Origin of the sequence: Paenibacillus sp. FSL H8-0548, assembly GCF_038630985.1 — a bacterium.
GTDB lineage: Bacteria > Bacillota > Bacilli > Paenibacillales > Paenibacillaceae > Pristimantibacillus.
The window spans coordinates 3,460,975-3,474,780 of record NZ_CP152049.1 but is presented as its reverse complement, the minus strand read 5'-3'; the positions used below and the strand labels follow the sequence as shown (position 1 = coordinate 3,474,780).

Here is a 13,806-nt window from a genome sequence, read left to right as displayed (position 1 = left end):
TTATTTTTCATCATCCATCAACCGTTCATTTGATTTAGAGTCATACAATAAATCTTCTAGTTGTTGCTTTCGCTCTGCTTGCTCACTGAGCTTGTTATGTAACAGTTGCTGAAATGAATCCGTCTTATTCCACTGTTCATTTGACGGCTCAGGCTCGGATTTTCCATTTCGGTTTTTCAGCTTTACCAACAATTGAGATAAATGATCTTTGGACCAAGCTGTCTCATGCTGCCTCTCTAATACAGCAATGATGGCATGCACTTGTTCAGGGTCCTCAATTTTGTCAATGAGGGTAATATTTTCACCAATACCTACAATGTAAATCCTGCCAGCAATCTCAATAACCTGAAGTGAATTGTTTTGTCCTAGCGCAAGACCGCCGAGTGAACGAAGTGAACGATTCGTTCCCCACCTTTGGCTGCGCTGAGACAGAAATTTAATAACTAAAATAATCAATACAATAACGATGGCAAGAGAGATGATGACCCAGATTAAGCTTCCCGCTAAATTGCTATTTCTAGTAAACGTAAACTGTCCATCATTGTTTGCGCTGCTGCCGTCTAATGCAGCAGCAGCCGCAATACGAGGCCAAATCGCCATCCCAAGAGCAGACACCATTGAAATGCGCGAAGCTATGTTAAACATAAGTCTAACCGTTATCCGAGAGTTTTCTTGATCGCTTCAATAACGCGATCTGCTTGGAACGGCTTAACGATGAAATCCTTTGCGCCTGCTTGAATCGCATCAATAACCATTGCTTGCTGACCCATCGCTGAACACATAATAACTTTTGCGTTGCCATCCAGCTTTTTAATTTCTTTAAGAGCCGATATGCCATCCATTTCAGGCATTGTAATATCCATTGTCGTTAAGTCTGGTTTTAATTCCTTGTATTTCTCTACTGCTTGGGCGCCATCTTGGGCTTCACCGACGACTTCGTAGCCGTTCTTTGATAAAATGTCTCGAATCATCATGCGCATGAATGCTGCGTCGTCTACGATAAGAATGCGGTTTGCCATCTTTTTTATCCTCCTAGGATGCTATTGTAATTTTTGAATTCGGTCCCATTGGCTTACGATATCCGTTACGCGAACACCAAAGTTTTCATCAATAACAACAACTTCGCCTTTAGCAATCAGTTTATTGTTTACAAGGATGTCAACTGGCTCGCCTGCTAGCTTGTCCAGCTCAATAATCGAACCTTGCGACAGCTCTAAAATATCCTTTATTTGCTTTTGGGTTCTCCCTAATTCTACAGTGACCTTAAGCGGTATGTCGAGAAGTAAATTAAGGTTTGTCTCTTCTTGTTGAATAAAAGGAGCATTGCCGAAATTGGCAAATTGTACTGGCTGTACATTAACATTCCGATTCGCTGCATGTCCATATGTATGTGGTCCAGGCGGTTGCATTGGCATGTCGTAGCCAGCTGCAGGTGTTTGATACTGTGTAGGCGGCATTCCTTGAGACGGCGGTGCCATATATGCAGCCGCTGTCTCCTGCATTGCCGCCGCTTGTTGTACCGGTGCTGGTGGCGCTGCAACTGGAGCCGGTGCAGGGGTGGCAATAGGCTGCTCATCCACTGTTCCCATTAATATATCTACCATTTGTTTTGCAAAAGGGATTGGGAGCAGCTGCATAATTGTTGAATCAATCAAATCACCGATCGTCAGTCGAAATGATATTTTGATAAACAGATCAACTGGCGGCAAATGCTCCATTCCATTGCCGTTATTCACATCTAAAATATCGATGCCTGGCGGCGATATATTGACAAATCTGTTGAAAATCGTTGACATAGACGTCGCGGAAGACCCCATCATTTGATTCATCGCTTCTTGAACAGCACTAATATGAATCTCATTCAGATCTTCAACCGTAATATTAGTACCTTCACCCCCAAGCATTAAATCAGCAATGATTTGAGCATCCTTCGTCTTGATAACAAGAGAGTTGATGCCTTGAAATCCATCCACGTATTGTACGCTAACGGCAACATGCGGCTTAGGAAATATATCTGCTAGCTCGTCTTTTCTTACAATGGTTACCTGAGGCGTTGTAATATCAACCTTCTTGCCAAGCAGCGTTGATAACGCTGTAGCAGCACTGCCAAAGGTTATATTCCCAATTTCGCCCAGAGCAGATTGTTCCATTTCGGTTAAGAAGTCTGAAAGTTGTTTTCCAACATCAGAGGACTGCTCCGGTTCCATTTCATTGGAGGATTGTCGAAGCAATGCATCAATTTCCTCTTGGGACAAATAGTCCTTACTCGTCATGATCTTCTTCCTCTCCTTCACTGACAATCTCGTCTATTTGTACAGCCAATCGATCCTTGACGGAGCCAGGACTGCCAATGAACTTAAGCTTGTCTCCAACTTTAATTTTCAGGCCATCCGTAACTGATTTTTTAAGTGAAATAACATCTCCTACATTTAGTCCTAAGAACTCACTAATAGAAATCGTTGATTCACCTAACTCAGCTACAATTGGAAGTTTTGCTTTATTAACTCGCTGCTCCAAAATTTCAACCTCTTCCGGTGCACGGGCTTTCTTCTGCGAAACAAACCAATGATGAACGGAAAGTCTTGACATAATCGGTTCAATAACAACATGCGGGATACAAAGATTTATCATCCCTGTCGTATCGCCAATTTTTGTGCTAAAGGAAATGAGCGCTATCGTCTCATTCGGAGAGACGATTTGCATAAATTGCGGATTCGTCTCCAAAGCTTCCAACCTTGGCGAAATGTCAATTATTGTTTTCCAAGCTTCTTGTAAGCTTTCAAACGTTCGACTAAAAATACGTTCCATAATAATCGTTTCAATCTCAGTTAAATTATTAATTTTGGATGGCGCGATGCCTTGACCGCCTAACATCCGATCAAGCATAGCGTAAGCTACGTTGGGATGAACCTCAAGCACCATACGGCCTTCCAGCGGCTCCGCCTCAAAGATATTTAAAATGGTCATCTTTGGAATGGAGCGAATAAATTCGTCGTAAGGCAATTGCTCAACCTGCACAACATTAATTTGAACAAAGGTGCGTAGTTGCGCTGAGAAATAGGTTGTCAAATATCGCGCGAAATTTTCATGTATCCGGGTTAAACTTCTAATATGATCCTTTGAAAAACGTACGGCGCGTTTAAAATCATACAAGCTGACCTTTCGTACCGTTTCTTCCTTTTTTAAATCCTCTGCATCCATTTCACCGGAATCCAAGGCTGCTAGTAGCGCATCAATCTCATTTTGCGATAAAACATCAACCAAATATCTCACCTCCTTCGAGGAATGTCGGCTTAGTCAGTTAAATTTGAGTAATCATAAAGTTTGTGATTTCTACTTTGATCAATTTGCCTTTTGAAACGACTGGAATTAATAGATTCAGCAGCTTCGATTCCAGAGCATCCTCACCCTGCGAGCCTTGCAACTCCTCTGCAGTCATATCGGCTATCGTACGATTTATGACAGGCCTAATCTCAATTTCCATTATCTTATCGAACTCTTCTTTGGCTTTCTTGCTGTCTAGCTGGAAAGCAAAGCTTAATACTACAAAATACTCTTGTTCCTTCAGGTTTCTTCTAAATTCCTTCAATTCGGAAGTAACAGCCACTCGTTGATCCGCTGACAATGCTTTGACCTCAATGGTTTTTGTCTCTGTAGCCAGCTCATTTGGATCTGCAAAAAATGACTTGAACAATATAATTGCAACAATAGCAATTAATGTAATAGACAATAATATCGTTATTAACCATGGAAGCATTTTTTTCATGATGAGGTATCCTCCAATTGCTCACTCTTTTGAGCTGCTGCAATAAGCCCAATAGTTTTCAGGAATTGCTGATTAAGCAGCAGAAGCTCCGCTGTCTTTTCTTTAACGACCAGCTTTTTACCTGTCGTGAGCGTAATAACTGTATCAGCAGACTCTTCAATTAATTCAATCAAAATCGCATTAATGGTTACTTTTGTTCCATTTAAGCGCGTTACGGTGATCATCAGCTGCCCCCTCACACCTTGGGGAGGCTTAGCGCCTCCCACTCGTTATAACTTACCTATCGTTTCAAATTTACAACCTCTTGTAAAATTTCATCAGAAGTCGTAATAATACGTGAATTCGCCTGGAAACCACGCTGTGCAACGATCATTTCTGTAAATTCAGCCGTTAAGTCCACATTGGACATTTCAAGCTGGCCCGCAATAATAGCCCCTGTACCAAGCTCTGCATCACCTGCGAAGGTCATGAAGTCCTCAATTGAGGCGTCAGGGTTAGCGTTGGCCGTTACACGGTACATATTGCCGCCCAGCTTCTCTAGTCCGCTAGGATTTACTACCTTTGCAATACCAAGCTGCGCAATAGCTTCAGTGCCATCAGCTGTTACTCCAATAATTGTACCGTCCTGACCAATTGAAAATGCAGTAATCGCTTCATCAAGCACGATCGGCTCTTGGTCGACGCTTAGAACAAAATAACCATCGCTAGTAACAAGCTGTCGATTAGCATCAAGCGTAAAGTTGCCAGCACGTGTTAAAAGCATTTCTGAATCATCACTTGCTCTTACGACAAAAAATCCATCGCCATCAATTCGAAGATCTGTAGCTTGGTTAGTAGTCATGGCACTGCCAGCTGTATGTACCGTGTCGATAGAACCGATAGATACCCCAAGACCAACCTGCTTCGCATTCACGCCGCCACGAGCGCCTTCCTCTGGCGCAGTCACACCTGCCACCGTCTGGCTTAAAATGTCTTTAAACATCACACGTCCTGATTTAAAACCAACTGTATTGACATTCGCGATGTTGTTGCCGATGACGTCAAGCTTTGTTTGGAAGCCGCGCATACCGGATACGCCCGAATACATTGATCTTAGCATTATTCGTTATTCCTCCTGAAATATTGATTTGTCGATCCACTTAACATAAATCAATGCACTATCAAAAGCTGCTTCAATCGGTCCACAGCTTTAGGCTTCCTGATAGGTCCAGCCTTAATTTAAAATAATAGCACTATCTATTTGGGTAAATACATTGCTTCTCATTTGTCCACCATCCATTGCTGTAACAACGGTACGACTAGGGACGTTCACAATCATAGCAATATCACGAAATACAATTAGGGAGTCCTGAGCACCCTTAGATGCTGCGTCTTCTACGGCATTAATGATTTTTGTCAATGATTCCGGCTGTAATTTAATGCCTCTTTGCTGCATCCTTACTTCAGCATGGTGACTAAACTTAAGCACCTTTGAATCAAGTAAGTTTTGAAATTCCGTTGGTTGCACTGAACGACTGGCTGCCGCTTGGGTAGACTGCAGTGGTGTGGATTTAACCGGGAAAATATGACCGATTTTCACTCCATTATTCACTAGCTCTCAGCCCCCTCCGCAGCATCTGCTGATTCAGAAGTCGTGTCATCATTCGATGAAGGATTCGTGTCCGTTTTCGTTTCCGAAATTGAAGTCACATAATCAAGTGCAACCTCAGTTGCGCCTACTGCAGCATATAGAATGCCTTCCTTCGAAATAATGGAATCAACTACTCCGTTTACAGGTACAACGCTGCCTGCATCATTATATTCATTCCACTGAATTGTTTTTCCGATTAGACTGGATGCTGAGCCTATGCTCTGACGCATTAATGTAATCTCTGAAGCCATATTCATAAGCTGCTCTACAGATGTAAATTGCGCCATTTGTGCTATGAAATCTTTATCTTGAAGCGGCTGCATGGGATCCTGATTTCGCAATTGTGTCACTAGAATGCTCAGAAACTGATCTTTGCCTAAAGTATCTGTCTTTTTATTGGCTGCTGCTTGAACATTGGCTGTATTGTAGTTAGGCCAAACTGCGCGAGTCGATATGCTATTTGCCATATCCGATCACCTCCATTCTTACAAGAGATAGAATAGAACCTCTAAGCTTTTACGTTTAATCCCCTGCCAAACCCAAGGCCTTGAATTGACGCTTGCTCAACCATATCCGTTTCAAATTGAGATTCGCCCACGTTATCTTCTCCATTGCCAGATTGGCGCTTGGATGCTTGCTGCTGGTTGCTTCCTTGCCCTTGCTGTTGTTGAAAGAGCTGCGCAGCTGATTGCCCTTGAGATACCTCCAGCTTATCGACCATGAGGCCTTGTGCCTGCAATGCAGCTCTGAGCTGAGCCATTTGATTATCCAGCATATCCTTCGCCATAGCCGTATCGGTTTGGAAGATTGCTGTCAGCAAGCCATTCTGCATCGTAATGCGCACATCGACTTGACCTAGATGCTCAGGGAAAAGCATAAGCTTTGCTTCTGAAACGCCGTTTAAAGTCGAAATATCGAATTTTTGCACGATCATTCCTGTCATTGATTTAGCAAACTCATCAGCGACTACGAATGATGTTGCCGGCGCTGAATTTACGGTAAGAGGTGTAATTCCACGCGGTGTTTCAGCTTGACTATTTCCAAGCTGCACCTGTGAAATAACTTCAAGCGGTGAAGCATCTGCTTCAACTGCTTGCTCCAGGTTTTGAATTGCTGCTGACAATACTGCTGGATGTGCCGCTTGCTGTGATAGACGCTGCAGCAGCACACTGACATCAGCCTGTGATATCGGTTTTGCAGTGAACAGTTGTTGTGAAACAGCTTCCGATTTCGTTTGCTTCTTACTGCTATCCACCGGTTCGCTTTCCAAAATCGCTGTTAACTCCTGGAGCTGCTTTGCAATCAATACAGTTGGATCTTGCTGCCCAATAAGCTTTGACGTACCTTGCTGGAGCATCGCTTGCACTTGAAGCAGCGTATCCTGCAAATTAGACTTTAAACTCGTTGCTTGTGTATTCAATTGAAGAATCGAAACGCTGCCCTCCTCCGAAGCTATTGCTATCGGTGCCGGTTGAATTACAGGCACTGGAATGCCAAGCAATGCAAGCAAAGCGCTCATTTGATCAAGAGCGGCCGCAAGCTGATCTAGCTGCTGCTCATCTTCAACTGGTGAAGCGTCCCCTTCATCGCTGGCAACACTCAGCTTCTCTAGCAAACCGTCAACAATGGACATTAAATCAGTCAAAGTAGCCGAATCTGCAACATTTACTGTTACAGCAGCGGCTTCCGTAACAACATTAGCAAATAATTGTTTATTTTGAGCACTATCTGTCGGACTTGTGTTAGTGCCATTAATTTGCTGAACTAATGTTTGTTGGAACACTGCTCCGCCTGTATTTTTAGCCAATTGTCCGGTTGCTGTCGTTTGTGCTTGAGGTGCTGCTGCTTGTGAGACTGCCATTTCCATTTTTTCACCTCCCTTCACCTTTGTACAAGATCACTAGCTGCCAGACATTAATTTCGCTACAAGCTGCGCTGTCGCCTTATCATTGATTTTAGACATTTCCGCTAAAATCGATGATCGGGTTTGATCACCAACCGAGTTAAGTATGCGAAGCACCTTGCTTGGGCTCACATCAATCATTTTAACTAGCAACTCGGCAGCGCTTGAAGCATTCATAGCCGAGAAAGTAGCGCTTAACTGCTCTTGGTCAAGAACAGATGACGCAGTCTTTGTTTCTGTCGACTTCTGAGCAAGCAGCTTGGCTTGCAAAGCCGCGATTTGCATGTCCTTAGCCTTCACATTGTCCTTTAGCATCATCGCAGCGTTAGCAGCGATCTGTGGATTCATCTTCTCCATAATTCTGACTCTATCCTCATTTTTCATATTCGAGAATACGAGAACCATTTCTTCTAAAGTCATGCTTTGCAATATTGGAGCCGCTTTGCTTGGTGTTATTTTGGAAAACATCGTTGCAAGCTCTTGAATTTTTTCTTGATATTGCTCGTCCTCTAGCAGTTCCTCATCATTTACACTCTTGAGCTGAGTATTATCGTTTTGTAAATCCTTTATTTCTTGCTCAAGCGTCGATTTCGTTTGATTTGCAGCGGCAAGCTCAGATTCAATTGCACTTAACTGCGCTTGTAGATCTGCAATTTTGGATGACATAGTAGCCGTTCTTAATCCTTCATCATTTAATTCACCATCTGCAACCTTTGGTTCAGGAAGTACGTCTCTTATGAATGGGATTGAATTGCCAGCTTCAAGCATTTTATTGCGAAAATCCATATTAAACAAGGTATATAATACACCGAGTAGTACAATTGCGAATAATATCGGCGTCATCAAGAACATAATTCGTTCCAATGTACTATAGCCTTGTTTTTCATTATCGGTACCCGCCAATTCCGTTCACTCCCTCTAGCTGGCATCACACATTACTTTATGGGGTTGATATCATGAAACGGACGCTTGCCAGCTCATCCAGCTCGTTCTGCTCTTTGATTTGCAAAGCATACTGGAACCGGTCTCGCGCATGATCTTTTGCTTTAAGCCACACTTTCTCATCCTTCATTTTGTCTGAGAGCTTAAGCCTGCTTTGGTCAACCGCCTTTTGCGCGCGCAACACATCTTTCATTTTGCTTGCAATACAAGTAACTAAATAATCTAAATATTGCTGAATAATTTGAAGCTCTGACAATGGAACAGCTGTACTTGCGGCAGATATCAGCTTTTCTTCCCAATCTCGCTTCTTTAACTGCAATTGTTCCAATGAGATCTCCTCTTCAGTCAATGCCCCAATTGCGGATGATAGAATCCACTCTGCCTGTGTCTTTTCACTAGACTTCAAATCGACAACCCTTTGAAACGAATAACGAAACGATGACATCTATCGATTCAACTCCTGTAAAAATCGGTAATCAAACGATTTTGCGCTTCCTCTAGGCTCACCTTTTCATTGGTCTTCTGCTTTGTATAGCTCTGAATCGGTTCAATAAACTGAATCGCCATATCAATTTCTGCATTTGATCCTCGTTGGTACGCCCCAATATTGATTAAGTCTTCCGAATCTTTATAAGTAGACAGAAGTTTTTTCAATTCATTGGCGGCATCCTGTTGCTCATCAGTCACAATTTCTTTCATGACTCGACTTACGGAAGCTAATACATCAATTGCAGGAAAGTGACCCTTATGAGCAAGCTGGCGACTTAACACAATGTGACCATCCAATATTCCGCGAACAGCATCGGCTATCGGTTCATTCATGTCATCGCCATCGACAAGCACAGTATAAAAAGCTGTAATTGATCCTGTTGGACCTGTTCCTGCACGTTCGAGCAATTTCGGCAGAGCAGCAAATACGGAAGGTGTATAACCTCGTGTCGCTGGAGGCTCGCCGACTGCAAGACCTACTTCGCGCAAAGCCATTGCATAACGTGTGACTGAATCCATCATCAGCATGACATTTAGTCCACGATCACGAAAATATTCTGCAATGGAAGTTGCAATCAGTGCGCCTTTTATACGGATTAGTGCTGGCTGATCGGAAGTAGCCACAATAACGACTGACCTGGCAAGACCCTCGGGTCCCAGATCCTTCTCGATAAATTCAAGCACCTCGCGTCCGCGCTCACCGATAAGAGCTATGACATTGACATCTGCAGAGGTGTTGCGAGCAATCATTCCAAGCAGTGTACTCTTCCCAACACCAGAGCCTGCGAAAATCCCTACCCTTTGACCACGCCCTACCGTTAGAAGGCCATCTATTGCTCTCACACCGATTCCAAGCGGTTCCACAACACGTGGCCGCATAAGTGGATTGCTAGGCTCATTATGGGTAGAATAATGCGGCATACGTCTTGGTAGAAAAGAACCATCAAGTGGATTCCCGAGTCCATCAAGCACTTTGCCCAGCAGTTCAGAACCAACCTGAACCGTTAACGGCTTGCCCGTTCCAACGACGTCGCACCCTGGACTTATGGCATGAAGATCGCCTAAAGGCATTAATATAACTTTATTTTCACGAAACCCAACGACTTCAGCCTTTATAGGCTTTGCGCCTTTGGTTGGATAAATGAAGCATACGTCCCCAATACTCGCGTCCGGCCCTTCAGACTCGACCGTTAGACCTATAACCTGCGTAACTTTACCATTTATTCGAACTGGATCTATTGGCTGCAAATGCTCAATGTACTTTAATACATCTAGATTATTCAATATCATCAAAATGTCCTCGCTCTTCGCCGCTATGATGAGCAAGATGGATTAACTCACGTTTAATTTCCGACAACTGTGTATCGATACGCGCATCAATACTTCCAAATGAAGATCGAATGACACAACCGTTATCCTTCACAGTAGAATCAGGTAATATTTGGAGCTCCGCCTGCGAATCGATAGCGAAATGAAGCTCTTCTCTGGCTGCCTGTACGAATGCAAGATGAGCTGGTGAGACACATAGCGTGATAACGCCCTGCTCTCTTCTTCTCGATAGCGATTTCCGAATGAGCTCAATAGCCATGTCTGGTGCAAGTGTTAGCTGCTGCCCAATAATTTTTTCAGCAATTGCACAGCTTAACTCAACTAGGAAAGGCTCTGCTTCCTGAATGATTTGTTCACGCATGTCAAAAGCAGTTTTCAAAACCTCGGATGCTTCTGCTATCTTTTGCTCCCAGTTCTGACGCAGCTCTAATTCAGATTGCGCTGCTCCTTCTGCATATCCACGCTCATAGCCGGCATTTCGCGAAGCTACTGAGGCTTCCTCATCTTCAGTTCTTTTTTGGAGCCACCAGACATCAATTTGCTGCTGCGTATCCGTTAGCAGCTTCTCGCTTTCTTGTGAAGCTTCACGAAGCCGTTCCTCTGCATACAGCTGTGCATCATTCAAAATTTGATCTCGCAATGAAATCGTAGCTTCATCCGGACTAATCTCTTGTTGTTCCTCCGGAGCATCCACTTCATTTGCTTCAATACTGTTTTGAGCGAGCCCTTCCAGCTTTTTAAATTGTTCCAGATTAATAACACTCGAAGATTTTATCAGATTAGACAATGATATCGTCTCCTCCACCGCGGGCAATTATAATTTCACCAGACTCTTCCAGTCTCCGAATTGTAGCCACGATACGTGTTTGTGCTTCTTCTACATCGCGAAGTCGAACAGGTCCCATAAATTCCATTTCCTCTTTAAAGGTATCAGCCATACGTTTCGACATATTTCTAAATATGGCTTCACGAACCTCTTCACTAGCCACTTTAAGCGCAAGCTGAAGATCCGTGTTTTCAATATCACGGATGATCCGTTGAATCGAACGATTGTCGATATTAACAATATCCTCAAATACAAACATACGTTTCTTAATTTCTTCCGCGAGCTCCGGATCTTGAATTTCAAGAGCATCCAGAATAGTACGCTCTGTACCGCGATCGACGCCGTTCAATATTTGTACAATTGAATCGACACCACCAGCATTTGTGTAATCCTGAGTAACCGTTGATGACAGCTTTTGCTCCAGTACACGCTCAACCTGTGAAATAACTTCAGGCGATGTACTGTCCATAAGCGCTATTCGCCTTGCGACCTCCGCTTGTTTCTCTTGGGGAAGCGAAGAAAGAATGTGCGAGGACTGCTCTGACTGTAAATAGGATAATACTAAGGCAATCGTCTGCGGGTTTTCGTTTTGAATAAAATTCAAAATTTGAGTAGGCTCTGCTTTTCTAGCAAAGTCGAACGGCCTAACCTGCAGCGTGGCCGTCAAGCGATTAATGACCTCAAGCGCTTTTTGTTCGCCAAGTGCCTTCTCCAATATATCCTTTGCGTAAGATATACCGCCTTGTGTAATGTACTCCTGAGCCATACATATTTGATGAAACTCACTTATAATGGTTTCACGATCATGACTATCTACTTTTCTTACATTCGCGATTTCAAGCGTAAGCTGCTCAATCTCTTCATCTCGCAAATTTTTGAATATTTGTGCAGATACTTCAGGTCCCAGTGTAATAAGCAAAATCGCTGCTTTTTGACGTCCTGATAATCCTTGCATTGCTTTAGACAATTGAACCACCTCTATTCATCCGCTAGCCATGTGCGAAGAAGATTAACAAACTCATCTGGTTTACGTTTGGCGAGTGTTTCAAGATTTTTCCGGGCTTGACTATCATTATTGACGTTTTCCATATCAAGAGTAGGATATTCAATCGGAGCTGGCTGCGACATTTCAACTTCTTCTTGAACTTGTTTTTTCCGACGACGCGCTAATGCATAGATTAAGCCTGCGATAATCGCCAGTGCTGCGCCACCAATGCCGATAAGCCAAGGTGTTGACATTAAGCCTGTATTGCTAGCTGAGCTGCTGCCTGAGAAAGTTCGTGCGATCAAGGTTACTTTCTTCTCCATCATGACATCATCGTTCACATCTTGTCCAGAATCAGCTAATTGAGATCTTACCAACGCCGTCATCGCCGACATAATTGCAGCTTTGCTGGCTTCATCATTCAATTCTGACTGCTCGATGCCGATACTAATAGAAAGGTCTTTTAACACATACGGTGCAGAATCAATGTTATTGATTATTCGAGTAACATCATAATTTCTAATAATCGAGCTTGATTCAGAACTTTCCGTACTCGAGGCTGCCTCATAACCAGGTACATCTGTTTCTCCAGTACCTGCTACACCGCCATTTTGATCAGAACCACCCGTCGAGCTATTATTAACGATCTCTTCACTAAGAATAATCCCATTATTATCGTTGTTATCCAGCGGCCTCACAACAGACTCTTGTGAACTCTTCTTATCGAAATTCATGCTGCTCGATACTTGAATAACTAAATTTTCAGGACCGACAATCGCACCGAGAAATTCTTGGATACTCTTCTTCAGTTCTGATTCATATTTCTTCTGAATGACAAACTGAGATTCAATCGCAACTGTATTTCCTGCTATGCCACCGGTTTCCTCTGAGAATGATAATTCTCCTTCGGGACTAGAAACTGTAATATCCTTTATTGCCAAGTTAGGCACTGCTGTTTTCACAAGATTATAATACCCGTCAACTTCTTTTTGACTAGGACGATAACCAGTAGTAAATTTCAACATAATGGAGGCTGAGGCTTGTTTAGCTTCTTCAGTAGAGAGAAACACACTCTCCTCTGGAAGGTTAACCAGCACTTTAGAGCTTTCAATCCCTTGCATCGCGTTCAGAAGCTGTTGAATCTCTCCATTTAATGCATTCAAATACTTAACATTGAATTCGTTCTCTGTTGAACCAAATGCACTAGAACTCGTAGTAAAAGCCTCAAAGCCCAATGACCCATTTTGAACCAATCCTTGTGAACCTACATCGACCTTGATTCGCGCTGCATCAGTGCTTGGCACAGAAATATTTTTCCCATTGCCGCTAAGCTCGTATGGAATGCCGCTGCTGTCCAAATAGGTCATAATAGCCGCTGCATCAGCAGTATCCAAGCTTTGAAAAGCAATCTCATATTCCGTTCTTGTAAACACAATTGTTAACAAAATGATCGTTAGCAAGAGCCCAGCAATTGATGCTCCCAACCATATTTTTTGTTTTCTGCCCATCTGGCTCCAAAACTGTGTGAGCCTTACCCGATATTGGGCGATTCTTTCGTTCACGTTGTCACCTCACCCAAATACTTTCCTAGGACATAAGTACGATTATATTTGCATCCGCATAATTTCTTGATATGCCTCAACCACTTTGTTGCGGATCTGTGAGGTTAACTGCAAGCTAAGCAACGATTGCTCAGAAGCAATCAACACCTTTGAAACATCGACTTCACCTATCAAATACTTGTCATTGAGCTTATGAACGTTTTGCTCTTGACTGTTAACACCTTCGATAGCCGTTTGTAGAAATTCTCCAAAAGATTGTGTTGCTTGTGCTGGAGTCGCTTGTTGAATCGAAGTAGCTTCAGTTATTTTTACTGGCTGTACGGAACCGAGCATCATCGATTGAATCATTATTATTTCCCTCCTGCTTCATCTGT

General features: G+C 43.1%; 17 protein-coding genes. All 17 read right to left on the bottom strand.

The window, feature by feature from the left end; genetic code table 11:
• The 17 genes from MHI37_RS14625 to fliE all read right to left on the bottom strand — a co-directional run bounded on the left by MHI37_RS14625 (position 1) and on the right by fliE (position 13,780).
• Positions 1 to 600 (bottom strand): flagellar biosynthetic protein FliO, encoded by a 600-nt coding sequence (locus MHI37_RS14625; RefSeq protein WP_179090171.1) that lies wholly within the window; start codon positions 598 to 600, stop codon positions 1 to 3.
• Positions 601 to 656: 56 nt separating this feature from the next.
• Positions 657 to 1,019, bottom strand: coding sequence for a response regulator (locus tag MHI37_RS14620; RefSeq protein WP_028611027.1), 363 nt, complete (start codon positions 1,017 to 1,019; stop codon positions 657 to 659).
• Positions 1,020 to 1,040: 21 nt separating this feature from the next.
• Positions 1,041 to 2,273, bottom strand: a complete 1,233-nt coding sequence (gene fliY / locus MHI37_RS14615) for a flagellar motor switch phosphatase FliY (protein ID WP_076336091.1) — start codon at positions 2,271 to 2,273, stop codon at positions 1,041 to 1,043.
• A complete protein-coding gene (gene fliM / locus MHI37_RS14610) occupies positions 2,263 to 3,264 on the bottom strand; it encodes a flagellar motor switch protein FliM (protein WP_076336092.1) in 1,002 nt (333 codons plus the stop codon). Before fliM ends, fliY begins: the two co-directional genes overlap by 11 nt.
• 37 nt (positions 3,265 to 3,301) lie before the next feature.
• On the bottom strand, positions 3,302 to 3,766 hold the full coding sequence (locus MHI37_RS14605) for a flagellar basal body-associated FliL family protein (RefSeq protein WP_076336093.1): 465 nt from the start codon (positions 3,764 to 3,766) through the stop codon (positions 3,302 to 3,304).
• Positions 3,763 to 3,990, bottom strand: coding sequence for a flagellar FlbD family protein (locus MHI37_RS14600; RefSeq protein ID WP_076336094.1), 228 nt, complete (start codon positions 3,988 to 3,990; stop codon positions 3,763 to 3,765). The genes MHI37_RS14605 and MHI37_RS14600 overlap by 4 nt, the downstream gene beginning before the upstream one ends.
• Before the next feature lie 56 nt (positions 3,991 to 4,046).
• Positions 4,047 to 4,865, bottom strand: a complete 819-nt coding sequence (gene flgG, locus MHI37_RS14595) for a flagellar basal body rod protein FlgG (protein WP_076336095.1) — start codon at positions 4,863 to 4,865, stop codon at positions 4,047 to 4,049.
• Between the two features lie 114 nt (positions 4,866 to 4,979).
• Entirely contained in the window at positions 4,980 to 5,357 is a 378-nt protein-coding gene (locus MHI37_RS14590; protein ID WP_076336096.1) for a TIGR02530 family flagellar biosynthesis protein, read from the bottom strand.
• On the bottom strand, positions 5,357 to 5,863 hold the full coding sequence (locus tag MHI37_RS14585) for a flagellar hook capping FlgD N-terminal domain-containing protein (RefSeq protein WP_076336097.1): 507 nt from the start codon (positions 5,861 to 5,863) through the stop codon (positions 5,357 to 5,359). Before MHI37_RS14585 ends, MHI37_RS14590 begins: the two co-directional genes overlap by 1 nt.
• A gap of 41 nt (positions 5,864 to 5,904) precedes the next feature.
• Entirely contained in the window at positions 5,905 to 7,263 is a 1,359-nt protein-coding gene (locus MHI37_RS14580; RefSeq protein ID WP_076336098.1) for a flagellar hook-length control protein FliK, read from the bottom strand.
• Between the two features lie 33 nt (positions 7,264 to 7,296).
• On the bottom strand, positions 7,297 to 8,202 hold the full coding sequence (locus tag MHI37_RS14575) for an MgtE protein (RefSeq protein ID WP_076336099.1): 906 nt from the start codon (positions 8,200 to 8,202) through the stop codon (positions 7,297 to 7,299).
• A 37-nt stretch (positions 8,203 to 8,239) separates the two neighbouring features.
• Positions 8,240 to 8,686 (bottom strand): flagellar export protein FliJ, encoded by a 447-nt coding sequence (gene fliJ, locus MHI37_RS14570; RefSeq protein WP_076336100.1) that lies wholly within the window; start codon positions 8,684 to 8,686, stop codon positions 8,240 to 8,242.
• Positions 8,687 to 8,694: 8 nt separating this feature from the next.
• Entirely contained in the window at positions 8,695 to 10,020 is a 1,326-nt protein-coding gene (gene fliI / locus MHI37_RS14565; RefSeq protein ID WP_076336101.1) for a flagellar protein export ATPase FliI, read from the bottom strand.
• On the bottom strand, positions 10,007 to 10,846 hold the full coding sequence (locus MHI37_RS14560; RefSeq protein WP_076336102.1) for a FliH/SctL family protein: 840 nt from the start codon (positions 10,844 to 10,846) through the stop codon (positions 10,007 to 10,009). Before MHI37_RS14560 ends, fliI begins: the two co-directional genes overlap by 14 nt.
• Positions 10,839 to 11,852 (bottom strand): flagellar motor switch protein FliG, encoded by a 1,014-nt coding sequence (fliG, locus tag MHI37_RS14555; protein ID WP_076336103.1) that lies wholly within the window; start codon positions 11,850 to 11,852, stop codon positions 10,839 to 10,841. Before fliG ends, MHI37_RS14560 begins: the two co-directional genes overlap by 8 nt.
• An 11-nt stretch (positions 11,853 to 11,863) precedes the next feature.
• A complete protein-coding gene (fliF, locus tag MHI37_RS14550) occupies positions 11,864 to 13,432 on the bottom strand; it encodes a flagellar basal-body MS-ring/collar protein FliF (protein ID WP_076336104.1) in 1,569 nt (522 codons plus the stop codon).
• A gap of 42 nt (positions 13,433 to 13,474) precedes the next feature.
• Positions 13,475 to 13,780 (bottom strand): flagellar hook-basal body complex protein FliE, encoded by a 306-nt coding sequence (gene fliE / locus MHI37_RS14545; RefSeq protein ID WP_076336105.1) that lies wholly within the window; start codon positions 13,778 to 13,780, stop codon positions 13,475 to 13,477.
• Positions 13,781 to 13,806 lie beyond the last annotated feature (26 nt).